The sequence below is a fragment of the Sulfurimonas sp. genome (assembly GCF_023229105.1).
In the GTDB taxonomy this organism is placed as follows: domain Bacteria; phylum Campylobacterota; class Campylobacteria; order Campylobacterales; family Sulfurimonadaceae; genus Sulfurimonas.
Genome location: NZ_JALNZY010000016.1, coordinates 19,474 through 35,363, shown reverse-complemented (window position 1 = coordinate 35,363; position 15,890 = coordinate 19,474). Strand labels below are relative to the sequence as shown.

16 protein-coding genes are annotated in these 15,890 nt (G+C 35.4%); 7 read left to right on the top strand and 9 right to left on the bottom strand.

The window, feature by feature from the left end; all coding sequences use genetic code 11:
• The 3 genes from M0Q17_RS03775 to M0Q17_RS03765 form a co-directional block, all read right to left on the bottom strand.
• Positions 1 to 517, bottom strand: a 517-nt coding sequence (locus M0Q17_RS03775) for an aminotransferase class III-fold pyridoxal phosphate-dependent enzyme (protein WP_295083448.1), incomplete at its 3' end; no start/stop codon positions are given.
• Entirely contained in the window at positions 514 to 2,247 is a 1,734-nt protein-coding gene (locus tag M0Q17_RS03770) for a molybdopterin-dependent oxidoreductase (RefSeq protein ID WP_295083446.1), read from the bottom strand. The genes M0Q17_RS03770 and M0Q17_RS03775, both read right to left, overlap by 4 nt.
• A complete protein-coding gene (locus M0Q17_RS03765; protein ID WP_295083444.1) occupies positions 2,240 to 3,037 on the bottom strand; it encodes an HlyD family secretion protein in 798 nt (265 codons plus the stop codon). Before M0Q17_RS03765 ends, M0Q17_RS03770 begins: the two co-directional genes overlap by 8 nt.
• Before the next feature lie 132 nt (positions 3,038 to 3,169).
• On the opposite strand from M0Q17_RS03765, the gene M0Q17_RS03760 reads away from it, so the two are divergent.
• Positions 3,170 to 4,126 carry a chemotaxis protein gene (locus M0Q17_RS03760; RefSeq protein ID WP_295083442.1) on the top strand — a complete coding sequence of 319 codons (957 nt, stop codon included), beginning with the start codon at positions 3,170 to 3,172 and terminating at the stop codon, positions 4,124 to 4,126.
• A 51-nt stretch (positions 4,127 to 4,177) separates the two neighbouring features.
• Here the strand turns inward: M0Q17_RS03760 and M0Q17_RS03755 are convergent, their stop codons facing one another.
• Genes M0Q17_RS03755 through M0Q17_RS03745 form a run of 3 tightly spaced genes read right to left on the bottom strand, consistent with a single transcriptional unit; the run spans position 4,178 to position 7,556 of the window.
• Positions 4,178 to 5,512: a sodium ion-translocating decarboxylase subunit beta gene (locus M0Q17_RS03755; RefSeq protein ID WP_295083439.1), complete on the bottom strand. Its 1,335-nt coding sequence runs from the start codon at positions 5,510 to 5,512 to the stop codon at positions 4,178 to 4,180.
• A 5-nt stretch (positions 5,513 to 5,517) separates the two neighbouring features.
• Complete coding sequence (locus tag M0Q17_RS03750) at positions 5,518 to 7,314, bottom strand: biotin/lipoyl-containing protein (RefSeq protein ID WP_295083437.1); 1,797 nt, start codon at positions 7,312 to 7,314, stop codon at positions 5,518 to 5,520.
• Between the two features lie 8 nt (positions 7,315 to 7,322).
• On the bottom strand, positions 7,323 to 7,556 hold the full coding sequence (locus M0Q17_RS03745; RefSeq protein ID WP_295083435.1) for an OadG family transporter subunit: 234 nt from the start codon (positions 7,554 to 7,556) through the stop codon (positions 7,323 to 7,325).
• A gap of 145 nt (positions 7,557 to 7,701) precedes the next feature.
• Between M0Q17_RS03745 and M0Q17_RS03740 the strand changes: the two genes are divergently transcribed.
• The 3 genes from M0Q17_RS03740 to M0Q17_RS03730 are packed head-to-tail and all read left to right on the top strand — an operon-like array spanning position 7,702 to position 8,529.
• Positions 7,702 to 7,992 carry a DUF3817 domain-containing protein gene (locus M0Q17_RS03740; RefSeq protein ID WP_295083433.1) on the top strand — a complete coding sequence of 97 codons (291 nt, stop codon included), beginning with the start codon at positions 7,702 to 7,704 and terminating at the stop codon, positions 7,990 to 7,992.
• Between the two features lie 52 nt (positions 7,993 to 8,044).
• Positions 8,045 to 8,353, top strand: coding sequence for a hypothetical protein (locus tag M0Q17_RS03735; protein WP_295083431.1), 309 nt, complete (start codon positions 8,045 to 8,047; stop codon positions 8,351 to 8,353).
• Between the two features lie 8 nt (positions 8,354 to 8,361).
• On the top strand, positions 8,362 to 8,529 hold the full coding sequence (locus M0Q17_RS03730) for a hypothetical protein (RefSeq protein ID WP_295083429.1): 168 nt from the start codon (positions 8,362 to 8,364) through the stop codon (positions 8,527 to 8,529).
• Position 8,530: 1 nt separating this feature from the next.
• Here the strand turns inward: M0Q17_RS03730 and M0Q17_RS03725 are convergent, their stop codons facing one another.
• Positions 8,531 to 9,037, bottom strand: coding sequence for a hypothetical protein (locus tag M0Q17_RS03725; protein ID WP_295083427.1), 507 nt, complete (start codon positions 9,035 to 9,037; stop codon positions 8,531 to 8,533).
• Between the two features lie 99 nt (positions 9,038 to 9,136).
• Positions 9,137 to 11,029 carry a molecular chaperone HtpG gene (gene htpG / locus M0Q17_RS03720; RefSeq protein WP_295083425.1) on the bottom strand — a complete coding sequence of 631 codons (1,893 nt, stop codon included), beginning with the start codon at positions 11,027 to 11,029 and terminating at the stop codon, positions 9,137 to 9,139.
• A gap of 269 nt (positions 11,030 to 11,298) precedes the next feature.
• Here htpG and M0Q17_RS03715 point away from each other — a divergent pair, with 269 nt between their 5' ends.
• Positions 11,299 to 12,126 (top strand): universal stress protein, encoded by an 828-nt coding sequence (locus tag M0Q17_RS03715; RefSeq protein WP_295083424.1) that lies wholly within the window; start codon positions 11,299 to 11,301, stop codon positions 12,124 to 12,126.
• Positions 12,127 to 12,223: 97 nt separating this feature from the next.
• Entirely contained in the window at positions 12,224 to 12,460 is a 237-nt protein-coding gene (locus tag M0Q17_RS03710; RefSeq protein ID WP_295083422.1) for a hypothetical protein, read from the top strand.
• Here the strand turns inward: M0Q17_RS03710 and M0Q17_RS03705 are convergent.
• Complete coding sequence (locus M0Q17_RS03705; protein WP_295083420.1) at positions 12,447 to 13,844, bottom strand: MBL fold metallo-hydrolase; 1,398 nt, start codon at positions 13,842 to 13,844, stop codon at positions 12,447 to 12,449. The genes M0Q17_RS03710 and M0Q17_RS03705 overlap by 14 nt on opposite strands.
• 104 nt (positions 13,845 to 13,948) lie before the next feature.
• On the opposite strand from M0Q17_RS03705, the gene M0Q17_RS03700 reads away from it, so the two are divergent.
• Positions 13,949 to 15,889 carry an ABC-F family ATP-binding cassette domain-containing protein gene (locus M0Q17_RS03700; protein ID WP_295083418.1) on the top strand — a complete coding sequence of 647 codons (1,941 nt, stop codon included), beginning with the start codon at positions 13,949 to 13,951 and terminating at the stop codon, positions 15,887 to 15,889.
• The last annotated feature ends 1 nt before the right edge of the window (position 15,890 follow it).

Here is a 15,890-nt window from a genome sequence, read left to right as displayed (position 1 = left end):
GATCTATATTATCCGCATATACAAATCCATCAGGGTAAGGTCCAAAATAGTTATGCATCTTCTCTTGACCCGTTGCTTTTACCGTCGTAATCGTTCTGCCGTGAAAAGAGTGCTGAAGAGTTATTACTTTATATCTTTTTATCTCTCCGTCTCTTTCACCAAATTTTCTAGCTATCTTTATAGCTCCCTCATTTGCCTCGGCTCCGCTGTTTGCAAAAAAACACTTCATATCATAGCCGCTGGCATCAACTATCTTCTTTGCCGCACGAGCCTGCGGAGCAATATAGTAGAGGTTTGACGTATGCGTTAAATTAGAGAGCTGTTTGCAGATAGCATCATTTACTCTTTTGTTTGCATGTCCCACACTAACAACTGCTATACCTGAGGCAAAATCTATATATTTTTTACCATCTGAATCAACCAATCTTGCATTATCACCACTTACAAACTCAACATCCGCTCTTGCATAAGTCGGTAAAACATACTTTTTATCTACCTCTACTATATTATCACTCATCTATTTATCTCCACTCTGTTTTCTTGAAATATCGCACTCTTTGCATAGAGTGCATGTTTTGAAGTTGTTAAATTATTAACGCCTCTTGTTCCGCTGTAGATTAAAACACAATCCTCACGCAAATCATCACAGTGCTTAACCATTAGCTCTACGCTTCCATCTACTGAAGATACAGTTACCATCTCTCCCTCTTTGTATCCCAAACAACGGTTCAGATATACGCTCTTCTCTGGATTAAATTGTGAATTTAAGCTCGCTTGACTTTTGCAAGTAATTAGATGAAATCTGTCATCTTCATCTATCTTTGAGTCTAACTCATCTAAAAATAAAAATTCTTTCGTCTTTGTATCAAAGCCATCTTTGTACGGTATATCTTCTCTGTTTTCTACATACCAAGAGCCATCTATCTTCTGTACTGCAAAATTTTTAAAATACTTTATATAAAACTCCTCACTCTCAAGCTCGATATCAAACTCTCTGCACAAATAAGCACTCAAATCATACTCACTTATCCCAATATCACTGTTTGCAACTTTAGGCATAAAGGACATCACATTATTAGAGTATGAGGTTCTGATATCATTTTTATATAAAAAACTCTTAGCAGGTATTACCAAATCAGAAATCTTGCTTGTCTCATTCTCATAAAGCCCGAAATAGACGATATTTTGCACTTTAGCGATTGACTCTTTTACTCTGAGCGAATTTGGCATCTGTGAGAGTGGATTTGCTCCCTGAATAAAAACAGTTTTAAAATCCGCGAACTCCGTATCTACCTTTGAGATTTTTTTTGCTTTTTGATTAAAAGGCATAACTATCTCTGCTCTTGAAGAACCAAGATAGCTAACACCGCATCCCTCTTTGCCAAAAAGACCAAGCATCACAGCAAATGCGTCTATTGCCCTCATGACATCAGCACCGTTGCTATATTTTTGTATCCCTACACCACAGACTATAGCAACTCTCTTACCCTTTACCAAGTCCAATATATCTCCGAGTTGTTCCAAGGAGACGTTGATTTGATCAAGAACTGCTTTTATTCTAATATTTTGCGTCAGCTCATAATACTCTTCATATTCGCTTGCATATGCCTCTAAAAACTCCTCATTGCATCCGTTTTGTATATGCAAAAAACGGCTAAGCAGCATTGCCAAAAAAAGATCAGTATGCGGTTTTAGCTGAAGATGCAAATCCGCCATCTTTGCTATTTTTGTTTTAATGGGATCTATAACAATAATTTTTTTATCTTTTATAAGAGGCAGAAGATGGCTAGAGGTTGTATGAGGATTTCTTCCCCAAAATATTACGACCTCAGATTTTGCCACTTCATGTATAGGCATATTTTTGTTACTGCCTCTACCCTGAATTATTCCCGCCTCCCCTGCTCCATCACAAAGAGTTCCTTGTGTTAAAACAGCTCCCAAAGAAGCAAAAAAATGATCTGTAACCTCCTGCATCAAAGCAAAATTTCCGCTCCCGCGATAGTGCAGTATTTCACTCTTCTCATGCAAGAGTATCATCTCCTTAAGTTTTAAAAGCGCATCTTCGAGACTTATCTCTACCCCTTTATATCTGGGCTTTTTAATAGTTGTATATTTTTCATAATGATTCAGATGAGGACACAAAAAACCATGCGTATGTCCACTTTTTAAACCTTTCAACTTCCCATCATTAAATAAAATCTCGCAGGCATCATAGCAGTCTAGAGGACATGCCGTAATCTTACTCATTTCTTAGTTCTACTTTTACAAGCTTAGAAAAAAGCTTTGGAGAGTCTATGACTATCTGAGCCATGTACTTAGATATATTTTTACTATCTGCAATATTTAAAAGTCTCGAAACTTTATAGGGAGTTTTTTCACCCTCAATATATATAATCATCTTTTTTGCATCTAAAGCATCCGACTCATCAAGATATATACTAAGCAGAGCTTTAGATACATCGGCAACCTTTGCCAAAGGAGCAGCCATTCCTACAACTTGACCCGGTTTTACAAGCAACTCATAGAGGACAAAACCCTCTGCGACTAATTTTTTATCTTTGATGCTTCTCTCAAGTTGAACCTCTTTTAATCGCAAATCCGATATTTGTACTTTTAAATTTTGAATCTCTTTTTTTGTGTTTAGATAGAGATTTTCACTTGTAATCAAATCATAAAACTCTCTATCTTTTTCAACCGAAGATTTAAATTTCAAAGGCTCAATTTTTCTATAGTTATCTCTTTTTTTTGCAAGTGAATCTTCCAAGTTAACTAGAACAGCCTCATTTATCTCTAGACTGTTTTTTATATACATCAATTTTTCTCTTGTAAGCTTAAGCTCTTTTTCATCAACTTCACAATCAATCTCTATATATGCTTTAGAAGAAAGAACTTTTCCTATCATGGTCTCATCTGCGCTAACTACTAAACCGGAGATATTTGAAGATATATCTCTTACCTCATAAGGCTCAACCTTTGCATAGTACACCTTTGCATAGCAAAGGCTAAAAAGTAAAGCAATAACAATAAAAATTCTCATTAAACACTCCTTATAAGGTTAACTTAAAATAATTATGTTAATTTTACCATTTCATTATTAACATTCAAGCATATTTCATCATAATTTCGATATGATTTTTTAATTGGCACAAGTATAATTTAAAGGCTGTAAATGTCCGTTTTAGACAAGGTAGATGCTGCTACAAACTTAGCAAAAAATAATGAACTACAACTTTTAGTATTTAGAGTTAGTAACAAAACAGACTCTGCATATTATGCTATAAATGTTTTTAAAACACGTGAAGTCGTGGAATCAAAAAATCATTTCATAACTCAAATACCCTCATCGCACAAGATGCTTGAGGGCACAATCGTTCTTCGCGGGATGCAAATTCCCATACTAAATCTTCCGTTATGGCTAGGAATATCTCTTTCAAAAGAGGAGAAAAGCTTATCAAACATTCTTGTTTGCGACTTTAATGGAATCGTAATCGGTTTAAGAATTATGTCTGCTTATAGAGTTTTAAAGAAAAACTGGAATGAAATGCATGCCCCTAAAAGCTACAGAATGGGAGAAGACAATCTAGTCATAAACGACACAAGGCTTGAAGATGGAAGTTTATGTCTTGTTCTAGATTATGAAAAACTCTTAGCAGACGTTATCCCGCAAGCCATGGTAAATGTACTTGAATCTCCTGCAAATTTAAAAGATATAGAAATGCCTAGCAAGCTAAAAAATGGAACAGTTTTAGTAGCAGAGGATTCTAAAACAGCGCAAAAGCATCTAATGCAGATTTTTAAAAATGCCAACATATCTATGAAACTCTTTGACAATGGAAAACTTCTTATTGATTATATAGATTCTCTAGGTGATAATGCTTCAGAAATACCTGCCGTAATTACAGATATAGAGATGCCTGAAATGTCAGGATTTACAGTAGTTAAACTACTAAAAGGCTCTTCAAAAACTAAAAATATACCCGTTATTGTAAATAGTTCAATGACCGGTTCAAACAATAAAAGAGAAGCTGAAGTCTTAGGTGCAGATGGATTTATAGATAAGACAAAAAGTCAAAATATAATTCCTCTTATTGTAGAAGTTATGAGTATGAAAAACGTTAAATCTTAAAGCCATCATAAATCAGAGCCTAATATAGCTCTGATTTTTAATAAAAATCGCTTAACTAAAGAGTGAGATAAGAATACCTGCCGCAACAGCTGAACCGATAACTCCTGCAACATTTGGACCCATAGCATGCATTAAAAGCATATTAGAGCGGTCATACTCCATACCAACTTTATTAGATACACGAGCAGCCATTGGAACGGCAGAAACACCAGCTGAACCGATTAATGGATTTATCTTGTTTCCAGGAAAAAGATTCATTGTTTTTGCCATTATAACACCGGCCGCAGTTCCCACAGAAAACGCAATAATACCAAGCACTAAAATGGCTAAAGTATCAGCAACCAAAAACTGATCTGCCGCAAGCTTAGAACCAACAGCTAAACCTAAAAATATAGTTACTATATTTATTAAAGCATTTTGCATAGTATCTGAGAGTCTATCAACAACGCCACTCTCTTTTAAGAAGTTACCAAACATAAACGCACCTATTAGAGGCGTTGCATCAGGAAGCACTAAAATAGCAAGCACTAAAACCATAATCGGGAAAACCAACTTCTCTAAGCGAGAAACATGGCGCATGGTGCTCATCTTTATTCTTCTCTCCGCATCTGTCGTTAGTGCCTTCATAATAGGAGGCTGTATAATAGGAACCATAGCCATATATGAATATGATGCAACTGCAATTGCTCCTAAAAGCTCAGGAGCCAACTTAGTGGCTATAAAAATGGAGGTTGGTCCATCAGCACCGCCAATTATTGAAATTGCAGAAGCTTGTTGGAGTGTAAAATCAAAAAGTGGTGTATATTGCGCAAGCGCAACTGCTCCAACTAGTGTTCCAAATATTCCAAACTGTGCCGCGCCGCCTAAGAGTGCAGTTTTTGGGTTTGAAAGCAAGGGACCAAAATCAGTCATAGCACCGACACCCATAAAAATAAGTATTGGAAAAAACTGGTTTGCCAAGCCCATCTCATACATAATGCCCAAAAATCCACCAGGTCCTGCAATTCCAGCAATTGGAATATTTGCCAAAAGACCGCCAAACCCTATAGGTAAAAGAAGCAGCGGTTCAAAACCTTTTGCAATTGCAAGATAAAAGAGCAAGAAAGTAATTAATATCATAATAATCCTGCCCCAAGATTTATGAAAATCACTCATTTTCTCGCCATGGGAACTTAATTCGTCAGGACTTGGACTTATAAAAGAGCTGATTCCAGTAGAGTTTATAAAGCCGGCAATCATCTCGCCAAAGGATTGCACTTGATATGTTTCAACTTTTTTTGTACTCACTTCAGGTGAGACAGTATCAGCAACAGGAGTTGAAGCATAAACAGAACTAAAGCTAAAAAGCATCAAGAGTGTAAGAATTTTTATAACATTTTTTTTCATCTAAATTACCCTAGCACTGCTACGACTTGACCTTCGACTACTTTATCGTTAGTAGCAACATTTATTGATTTTATAACTCCGCCTTTTGGAGCCACAATATCTATTTCCATTTTCATAGACTCTAAAATCAAAATAACATCGCCCTCTTTTACGCTCTGACCTGGATTAGCAACTAATTTCCAAACACTGCCTGGTAAAAGAGCTTTTATATCTAACTGGGTACCTGATGTTGTAACTACTTTAGGAGTTGAAGGTTCTACGCTCTCTCCGTTTACTTCAGTAACTTGAATATTAACATCACCCTCTGCAACCTGAACACTAAATTTTTGACCATCAACAACTACAGTATAGCTTCCATTACCCATATTTTTGCTTCCTTCTTCTTTTTTCATTTCTGATATTTTACGAACATTCAACTCACCTTCGCCTTTAAGAAAAGCGATACCTTTGTCATGACAAGCTGCTGCAATGAAGATATTCTCTTCAGTAATCTCGATATTTTCCTCTTTAAGCTTGTTAATCCAGGTATTTAATGATTTACTCTCGTCTGCATTTGCTAAATCAAGAGCCTTTTCTGTCGTAGGTTCTAAACCCAACTTCTCAGAAGCGATTCTTACAACTTCAGGATCCGGTGCAACTGGAGTTTTACCAAAATAACCAAGCACCATTTTTCCATAACCAGGAGCTATTGCATTCCATGGTCCTTGCATAACATTATTAAGTGCTTGTTGAAAATAAAATTGTGAAACAGGAGTAACAGATGTTCCGTAGCCACCTTTCTCTACAACTTCAGTCATGGCAGCAATAACCTCTGGAAATCTATCAAAAATGCCATTATCTCGCATCATTTGAGTATTTGCAGTAAGTGCACCACCGGGCATTGGAGAGAACGGAATTATCGGAGAAACCATTGTTGCTTCAGGAGGCATAAAATAATCTGAAAGACAGCTTTGAAGCTCTTTTTCATAAGTTAATATTTTATTTATTTCAAGCCCACCAAGGTCATAATCCATACCTTTAGTTGCATGAAGCATAGTCAAAATATCAGGCTGGCTTGTTCCACCACTCACAGGCGATGCTGCCATATCTATCCCATCTACACCAGCTTCAAGAGCTGCCATATATGCCGCAACTGAAACACCTGCAGTCTCATGCGTATGAAGTCTTAAGTGTGTTCCCTCAGGAATCAAACGTCTAGCCATCTGAATAGTTTCAAACACTTTTTGCGGATTTGACGTACCGGAAGCATCCTTAAAACAGATACTGCTGTATGGAATTCCGCTATCAAGTATCTCTCGTAGTGTTTTTTCGTAAAACTCTACAGTATGTGCGCCGTAACAACCAGGAGGAAGATCCATCATAGTCACAACAATTTCATGCTTGAGTCCATGATGAACGATTCGCTCACCTGAATATTTCAAATTTTCAACATCATTGAGCGCATCAAAGTTTCTAATTGTTGTCGTACCGTGCTTTTTAAACATCTTTGCGTGCAAATCAATAAGCTCTTTAGAGCCTGTGTCTAACATTACGGTATTTACGCCACGTGCTAAAGTTTGAAGATTTGCATCAGGTCCGACTATTTCACGAAACTTGTCCATCATCTCAAAAGCATCTTCTCTAAGATAGAAATACAAGGATTGAAACCTAGCGCCGCCGGCAAACTCAAAGTGAGTTATTCCCGCAGTTTTTGCCGCCTCTACTGCCGGGAAAAAATCGTTCATTAATACACGACCGCCAAAGACAGACTGAAAACCATCCCTAAAGGTCGTATCCATTATATCTATATATTTTTTAGCCATACTTATCCTTAACTTTCTCTATGAAATTTAATTGCTGCCGTTATTGCCGCAACTATTTTTTTTTGATTATCTTGAGTACCTGATGAGGAAGAGCTCGTACTCGGCTGAACTTCAGGAAAGAATTTATGTATGATTTTTGACATTATGCTCATCAAAAAAATCATTACACTTAGGAACAAAAACACTGCACCCATTCCCAGTCCCATAAACTTTATGCCCTCTACTACAAGGTTAGTATCCATATCAATATACCTCTTTTTATATTTCGCGCTTATTGTATAATATTAATGTTTAAAAAGCCTTATTGCCATTTTTTTAATTTTTATAAATAGCCAAATTGTTACCATATGATTATATAATTCATAAAAAAATAGTATAGGTATAAATATGAAAAATGAGAATGTCGTCAAATTCGGACATATAAACACGATAGAAGGTTACTCATATTTAGCACTTGTTCTTATTGCGATGCCTATGAAATACTTTATGGATATTCCCTCGGCAGTAAAAGTTGTCGGCATGATTCATGGGATACTTTTTATTCTTTTTTGTCTGCTTTTAGTTAAAGCTTGGCACGAAGCAAAGTGGTCTTATAAAGAAAATATTATTTTCTTTATCGCTTCGCTTATTCCCTTTGGAACCTTTTTTACCAAAGCTAAAATAAAAACTTATGAATAAAAAAGTTTTCTTTGGTTAGAATATCTTTACTAATTAATTAAGGAATATATTTATGATTGCCGGAATAAATGAGCAGGATTTTGTTGCATATCTTATATTTGGGTTTATATTAAATTTTGTTTTCTCTATAATGTTTGGAGTCTACCTTAGTAAAAACATAGGCATGCAAGAGATGATTAAATCAAAGGGAGACAAAGAGCAGTCACTGCTTGTTAGCTTCAGTCTTTTTATACCGTATGCAAAAATGATAGTTACGCTTTACAGAGTCACTGTTTTGCAAATATTTTTTTTAAACAAGGGATATTCACACAAAGAGTTTTGGATTTATATGACTACAAACAGACTCAATAAATTGGACTGATTCAGGGTATGAATGAGTTCAAACTGAAAATAATTCTCGCCATGCTTATTGGACTTATTTTTTCGTTTATTTTTATATTGTTAGCTTTTGTACTACCAATGCAAGATGAGGAGCAGACAATCATAAAAAAACCCAGCAATATACTAGAAGAGGTTTCAAAATCACTTAAAAAGTAAGCTAGAGAGAGTTTTTTACCTGAATCAACTTCAGTGTTTCGTAAGCACAAAGCGGATTAAGCTTGACGGCTGAAATCTCTAAAGCCTTAATACACAATTTCAAATAGTTCGAATCCTCTTTATGTATTATTATTTTTAATATCTTTTCAGCATCTTTAATCCGAAGATTTCTAGCAACACCAAGATTTTTATGTGCTAAATTTTTAATATTTGTATAATCAAGAACTCTATTTTCAAGTTCATCAATTTCAAGCTCTTGTATATACTCATAAAATGTTATATTTGATTTTAATATCTGAATAATATAATCTTCTACAAGCTGATAAACAGTATCTTCGTCTAAAGACAACTCCTCCACGGCTTCTCTCATTTCATAGCGGTAACTAGTTATATCAAGTGCCTTGAAATTTTGTTCAATAAAAACAGTTCCCTCTTGTAATAATCTATCTATTGTACGGCGAAGTTCAATATTTTCAGGCTGTCTTTTTTCTTTAAAATTATTATTCATAGATTTAAAATAGCATAACTTTCTTTTATTCTTACACTTAGTATAGACAAGAGCTTTTAAATAAATTGTGAGTGCTACAAATGCACTCACAACAAAAAACTATATTGCCTTTGAAATAATTCTATTAAGTCTTGAAATAAAGTCTGCGGTATCTTCAAGTTCAGCACCCTCAAAAAGTTTAGCTTGATCAAATAAAACATGCGCAGCATCATTTATGAGATTCTGATCTATGGACTCTTTGAGTTTTATAATGAGCTCATGTTTAGGATTTATCTGCAAGATTGGAGCAGGAGCCGGAGAGGATGTGCCTTGTCCCATCTGGCGCATCATTTGAGCCATCATGTAAGCAGGATCTTCCTTATCCTCCTTTAACTTTACAGGAGAATCTACTAAATCAAAAGTCACTTCAACAGACTTTACGCTCTCCCCTAAAGCATCTTTAAACTCTTTAATCAGCCCTTCAAACTCTTTAACGCTCTCTTGTTCTACCTTTTTCTCCTCTTCACTCTCCTCAAATTTAGCATCACTTACGTGTACAAACTTATACTCTTTGTACTCTGTTACCATGGGAAATATAATAGTATCTACTTCTTCATTGAGGACCAAGACATCTATATTTCGACTCTTAAATCTCTCTAAGGCAGGTGAACTTTTCAACATAGAGAGTGAAGTTTTGCCAGTAATATAATAAATCTCTTTTTTATCTTCATCTACATTTTTTAAAAAATCCTCAAACATTACCATCTCTTTAGAGTTTAAGGTATTGAACTTCATAAGCTCTAAAATCTTCTCACGATTGCCGTAATCGCTATAAAGTCCCTCTTTTAATACATTTCCAAACTCTTTGAAAAATTTATCATACTTCTCTTTATCGCCTTTAGCCATTTTAGCAAGTTCTGATAGCACTTTTTTAACTGAAGCATTTTTTATTTTAGCCATAACTGCGTTTGATTGTAAGATTTCTCTTGAGACATTAAGCGGTAAATCCTTAGAGTCTATTACCCCGCGCAAAAATCTCATATATGTCGGCATAAGTTCTTTTTCATCATCTGTGATAAAAACACGATTGATATAGAGTTTTATCCCGGTTTGATAGTCAACTCTGTACATATCCATAGGAGCTTTGCTAGGTATGTAAAAAAGAGTGGTGTACTCTATAGCACCCTCAGCTTTTTGGTGCATCCAAAAAAGAGGCTCCTCTGAAGAGTGCGCGATTGAGCTGTAAAAATCTTTATATTCCTCATCTTTTATCTCACTTTTTGAGATTGTCCAAAGTGCATTTGCACGGTTAATCTGAACATTTTCTATCTCCTCTTTTGAAGGCTCTACCTCTTTGCCCTCGTCATCTTTTTTAGCAGGAATATACTTCTCTTTGTCCATAAAAATTGGAAAAGGAATATGATTTGAGTATTTTTTAATAATATTTTCAACTCTATAACTCTCTAAAAACTCGCCCTCATCATCGTTTAAGTGCATTACAATTGTAGTTCCATGAGAATCTCTAGTTGTTTTTTCTAGCTCAAACTCGCCATCACCCTTGCTTTTCCATAAATAAGCCTGCTCCTCGCCTGCTTTTTTTGTAGTTACTTCAACCTCATGAGCAACCATGAAACATGAGTAAAAACCAACTCCAAACTGCCCAATTAGATTGGAGTCTTTTTTTTGATCACCTGTTAGATTTTGTAAAAATGCTTTTGTTCCTGATTTTGCAATAGTTCCGAGGTTGTTCATCAAATCCTCTTCATCCATGCCAATACCGCTGTCTTTGATTGTCAAAGTTTTTGCCTCTTTATCGGCAATGATATCAATGCGCGGTGCAAACGTTACACCTTTATATGTAGCATCTGTTAATACTAACATGTTTAACTTATCAAGTGCATCTGATGCATTTGAAACCAACTCACGCAAAAATATCTCTTTATTTGAATACAGTGAGTGTATCATGAGATTTAGTATTTGGTTTGCTTCCGTTTGAAACTGATGTTTTGCCATCTTTTGAATCCTTTTAAGTTAAAATTTTAAAGAATATTAGCAAAAAAAAGTTAATAAATATAAATTATATCAACCATTTTGAGTCTATGACACTAAATAATATTTACACTCAAAACTCAATATATTAGAATATTCTATAAACAAAACTCACTTTTATTTTTATGTTAAAGTAACAAAATCCTTACATTAATTAGATATAATATTGCTAAAATCATAGATTTTGTTTTATCTGAGAAGATTACAAAATATTATTTAAATTTGGAGTTATTATGAAAAAGTTCACAACATTAGTCGCAATTGACTTTTCAAAAAGCAGTTATGCAGTTTTAGCTAAAGCACTTAATTTTACGCAAAAAATGGGTGGCGAGCTTCATGTCGTACATATAATTGAAAACTCGTTTTTTTCAAAAAAAATAGATTTAGATTCTATTAAAGATACCACTTTTAAGAAGCTTGTTAAAAAATTTAGCACAATTAAATATGAGAATTATCACTGCATAAGCGGAAAAGTAAAAGTTCAAGTGGCAAACACTGCAAGAATCTTAAATGCTGATGTTATCATCATGGGAAATAGCGGTGAGACGCATTTTTTAAGCGAGCTTCTTATGGGATCACACACAAAAGAGATTATCAAATATGCACAAACTCCTGTTTTAGTTATAAAGATTGATCATGAGATAGAGTATCAAAATATTTTAGTGCTTACGGATTTATCTCAAGAGTCTGCTGATGCAATTAAAAAAATTGCAAAAATTTTTCCAAACTCAAACATTAAGCTTGTAAATCTCTACTATCTTCCACTTGACAATCGAATAAATATATATGGATTTGGCGAAAAAGAGATTAAAGAGTATCTAGAATCGGTAGAAAAAGAGAGCGAGAAAAATATTGATGAATTTTTAAAATCCTTAGCTCTTTCAATGCAGATAAGCATTACGGCATCTGCTATAAACAGCTCCTTAAATCCAAAACAGTTCAAAGAAGAGGTTGCCGAGATAAACTACGACCTATTGGCAATTCATGCAACACAAAACGTAAGCTTTTTTGCTTTTGACATTTTAGAAAACTCAGTTGTTGATGTTTTTGTTTTAAAATAAGCTGCCCGTGCAAGAAGAGTTTATTGAGCTAAGGGAACAAACCCCGATAATTCGCTCAAAAAGGTGCAAAATTATCTCTTTATCATTAAGGTTCTTTTTGCAATACGGCGCAGTTGTGGCAACTTTTACAGCTTGGTATCTTTATGACTTTTTTATAGCGCTACTGACTCTAGTTCTTGCTTTTATTATTATGGGAATTATTCGCTCAAAACTACGCAACAGCGCCATCCCTGCATCACAAAGAGAGCTCCACTACAACGATAAAAGCATAGCCGACTGGTTTACGGCAAAGGAGCTATGCTATGAGTATTTATCTGAGTCTAAAGAGTTATAGAGTTTGCAAATTCCATAATATTGCTCTCTTGTCCTAACTCATCTCTTATAGCAGTTGCAAATATCTCCATTTTATCCATCTCCCCATGAATTAGATAGAGTTTTTTCAAATTCTTAATCGGTCTCATCCAGTCAATCAAATCTTTTTGATCCGCATGAGCTGAAAAACCGTTAATAGTATACGTTTTAGCTTTTACTATTATATCGTCTCCGTAAATTTTAACGCTTTTTTGACCATCAACAATGCTCCTTCCAAGTGTTCCCTCAGCCTGAAAGCCAACAAAGATAACTGCATTTCTACTATTCCAAAGTCTATGTTTTAGATGATGCATAATACGTCCACCGTTACACATGCCACTCCCTGCAATTATAATAGAGCGCTCCCTTACCTTGTTTATTGCCATGGATTGGTTTCTTGTAGTTGTTGTTTCAAGCCAGGAAAACGAGAACGGGTCTCCACCTCTTCCTGATAGATACTCTAACTTATCGCTTAAATGAACGGGATATTTATTGTAAAGTTTTGTTGCTTTTATAGCAAGCGGGCTATCTAGAAAAATACGGCATTTTGGCAATTCACCACTATCATGCATCTCATGAAGCAGCCAGAGTATCTCCTGTGTTCTCTCTAACGCGAAAGAGGGTATTAAAATCGTACCGTTGCCTTTTAGAGTCGAGACAATTGCCTCCTTAAACTCTTCTATACTCTGCTCTAAGGACTTATGCAGACGGTCTCCGTATGTTGACTCTATAAAAAGAGCATCTGCTTCTTCAAGTTTATCATGCTCATCTATTATCAGTCTCTGCTTGGGACCTAAATCCCCTGAAAACACAATGCGCTTATGCTGATTTTGCTCTTGATAATTGATTATAACAAAAGCGCTTCCCATAATATGACCGGCATTTTTAAAAGATACACTTATGTGCTGCTTTAGTTTATGCTCCTCATAATATTCTAGCGTAAGCCATTTTTTAGCAAAAACCTCTTTTACATCATCTTTTGTGTAAAGAGGCTCTAAAATAGTATCTTCCTCGCCGCGTCTGCGAGCTTTTCTACTTATTGTCTTATACTCCTCCTGCAAAATCCCGGCACCGTCTAAAAGCATAATCTTAGCTATATCACGAGTAGCTTCTGTCGCAATTATTTTGCCCTTAAACCCATCTTTTATAAGCTTTGGAACTCTTCCGATATGATCTAAATGTGCATGTGTTAAGATAAGATAATGCAAATCTGAAGGCTCAAAACCAAAAGGTTCATAATTTTTTATGCTTCCCCCGTCTCCCTGAAACATACCACAATCAACTAAAACCTTTATAGAACCTATTTTAACAAGATGGCATGAACCCGTTACCATTTGGGCTGCTCCGTATGATATTACTGTTGCCATAATTTATTCCTCTTTTTACTCATAAGTAATAGATTATATTCAAACTTATCTATTATGAAACTTATACTATAATAACATAATAAATAAGGAAATATAAACACTTAATGGCACTCATAGATTTACTAAATATATCAAAACATTACGAAGCGCAAAAAATTTTAATTGATGTTAATTTTCATATTGAGGAAGGGGAGAGAATCGTTATCATCGGAAAAAATGGCAGCGGCAAATCCACTCTTATGAAGATTATTAACAAAACGCTTGAACAAGATAGCGGCGAGAGAATAATCAGGCAAAATCTAGAAGTAAAAATGCTCGACCAAAAACCCGATTTTCAAGAGGGTCATACGGTACGTGAAGCGGTTGAAGCAGGGCTAAAAGAGCTTAATGAGGCAAAACAGAAGTACAATGAGTTGTCGCTTAAACTTGCGGATGATTTTGAAAATAGAAAACTCATTGATGAACATGAGAGGCTCTCTAGCTATATTGAGCATCATAATGCTTGGAATCTTGATGATAAAGTTGAGAGAATCATCCAACATTTTGACCTTAAACAGTATGAAAATAAACTAGTCGTTATGCTCAGTGGTGGGGAGCAAAGAAGAGTTGCTCTGGCATCACTGCTGCTTCAAAAACCGGATGTTTTACTACTTGATGAACCGACAAACCACCTAGATGTTTATATGGTTGAGTTTTTAGAGGAGCTGCTTTTAAAAGAGAAATTTACCCTTGTTTTTATCTCACATGACAGATATTTCATCGACAGAGTAGCTACAAAAAGTGTGGAAGTAGAGGATTGCTCACTTCGAGAGTATAGTGGCGGTTACAGCGACTATTTAGCTCAAAAAGAGGAGTACATGCGAACACTTGAGAAGCAGCATGAAAATCTTCTTGATTTGCTCAAAAGAGAAAACGAATGGTTCTCAAGAGGTGTAAAAGCAAGACTTAAAAGAAATGAGGGACGTAAAGAACGCCTACTTGCGCTAAGAGAAGATGCTAAAACTAACCCCTCAAAAATAAAAAAAATGACGTTAGAGCTTGAGAGAGAAGCTAAACACTTTAACCGTGACAAAAGTGTCAACAAGCAGAAAATGCTCTTTGAAGTAGAAAATTTGGGGCTAAGACTTGGAGACAAAGAGCTGTTAAAAGATTTTAACACGAGAATTTTGCAAAAAGATGTCATAGCCATCGTGGGACCAAACGGCAGCGGAAAATCAACTCTACTTAAAGCTCTTTTAGGACGCATAGAACCCACAAGCGGGGTGATAAAAAGAGGCGAATTTAAGATAGGATACTTTGACCAACACAGAGAGATGCTAGATGATGAGAAGAATCTTTTAGAGACATTTTGCCCGCATGGCGGGGATAGAGTAAGTGTTCGCGGGCGAGATATGCATGTTTACGGCTACCTTAAAAACTTTCTTTTTCCAAGAGAATTTTTAGACAAGAAGATAGGGATACTCAGCGGCGGAGAAAAAAACCGTATTGCTCTGGCTCTGTTATTTACAAAAAATGTGGATATTCTTATCCTTGATGAGCCTACAAATGATTTAGATATTCCAACAATAAATATCCTAGAAGAGCAGCTGATAAACTTTAGCGGTGCAGTTATAATAGTCAGTCATGACAGATATTTCGTAGATAAAATAGCCAAAAAACTCTTTATTTTTAAAGAGGATAAACGCATAGAAGAGAGTTACCAAAGCTACACGGAGTATCTTGAACTTGAAAAAGAGCTCAAAGAGTTAAGCGAGATGGACAAAGAGAGCAAAAAAATTGAGTTAAAACCAAAACAGAGTAAACCAAAGGAGCAAAAACTCACTTTTAAAGAGAAAATCGCATTAGAAAAACTTCCTCTTGAAATAGATGAGCTTGAGGTTAAAATGGATGAAAAAAATAGTTGCCTAGCTAACCCTGTATGTTATGAAACGGTAGGCATTGCGCAACTAGCACGTGAGCTTGAAGAGCTTAGAAATCTATACGAGCAAAAGGTTGAAGAGCTTTTAAGTATTCAGGAGAAGGAGGAGGAGATTAACAATAGCTAGC

Excerpts from the sequence above, each read along its gene's own strand:
- M0Q17_RS03770 (WP_295083446.1), bottom strand. The coding sequence starts at position 2,247 with ATGAGTAAGATTACGGCATGTCCTCTAGACTGCTATGATGCCTGCGAG.
- M0Q17_RS03765 (WP_295083444.1), bottom strand. The coding sequence starts at position 3,037 with ATGAGAATTTTTATTGTTATTGCTTTACTTTTTAGCCTTTGCTATGCA.
- M0Q17_RS03760 (WP_295083442.1), top strand. The coding sequence starts at position 3,170 with ATGTCCGTTTTAGACAAGGTAGATGCTGCTACAAACTTAGCAAAAAAT.
- M0Q17_RS03755 (WP_295083439.1), bottom strand. The coding sequence starts at position 5,512 with ATGAAAAAAAATGTTATAAAAATTCTTACACTCTTGATGCTTTTTAGC.
- M0Q17_RS03750 (WP_295083437.1), bottom strand. The coding sequence starts at position 7,314 with ATGGCTAAAAAATATATAGATATAATGGATACGACCTTTAGGGATGGT.
- M0Q17_RS03745 (WP_295083435.1), bottom strand. The coding sequence starts at position 7,556 with ATGGATACTAACCTTGTAGTAGAGGGCATAAAGTTTATGGGACTGGGA.
- M0Q17_RS03740 (WP_295083433.1), top strand. The coding sequence starts at position 7,702 with ATGAAAAATGAGAATGTCGTCAAATTCGGACATATAAACACGATAGAA.
- M0Q17_RS03735 (WP_295083431.1), top strand. The coding sequence starts at position 8,045 with ATGATTGCCGGAATAAATGAGCAGGATTTTGTTGCATATCTTATATTT.
- M0Q17_RS03730 (WP_295083429.1), top strand. The coding sequence starts at position 8,362 with ATGAATGAGTTCAAACTGAAAATAATTCTCGCCATGCTTATTGGACTT.
- M0Q17_RS03725 (WP_295083427.1), bottom strand. The coding sequence starts at position 9,037 with ATGAATAATAATTTTAAAGAAAAAAGACAGCCTGAAAATATTGAACTT.
- htpG (WP_295083425.1), bottom strand. The coding sequence starts at position 11,029 with ATGGCAAAACATCAGTTTCAAACGGAAGCAAACCAAATACTAAATCTC.
- M0Q17_RS03715 (WP_295083424.1), top strand. The coding sequence starts at position 11,299 with ATGAAAAAGTTCACAACATTAGTCGCAATTGACTTTTCAAAAAGCAGT.
- M0Q17_RS03705 (WP_295083420.1), bottom strand. The coding sequence starts at position 13,844 with ATGGCAACAGTAATATCATACGGAGCAGCCCAAATGGTAACGGGTTCA.
- M0Q17_RS03700 (WP_295083418.1), top strand. The coding sequence starts at position 13,949 with ATGGCACTCATAGATTTACTAAATATATCAAAACATTACGAAGCGCAA.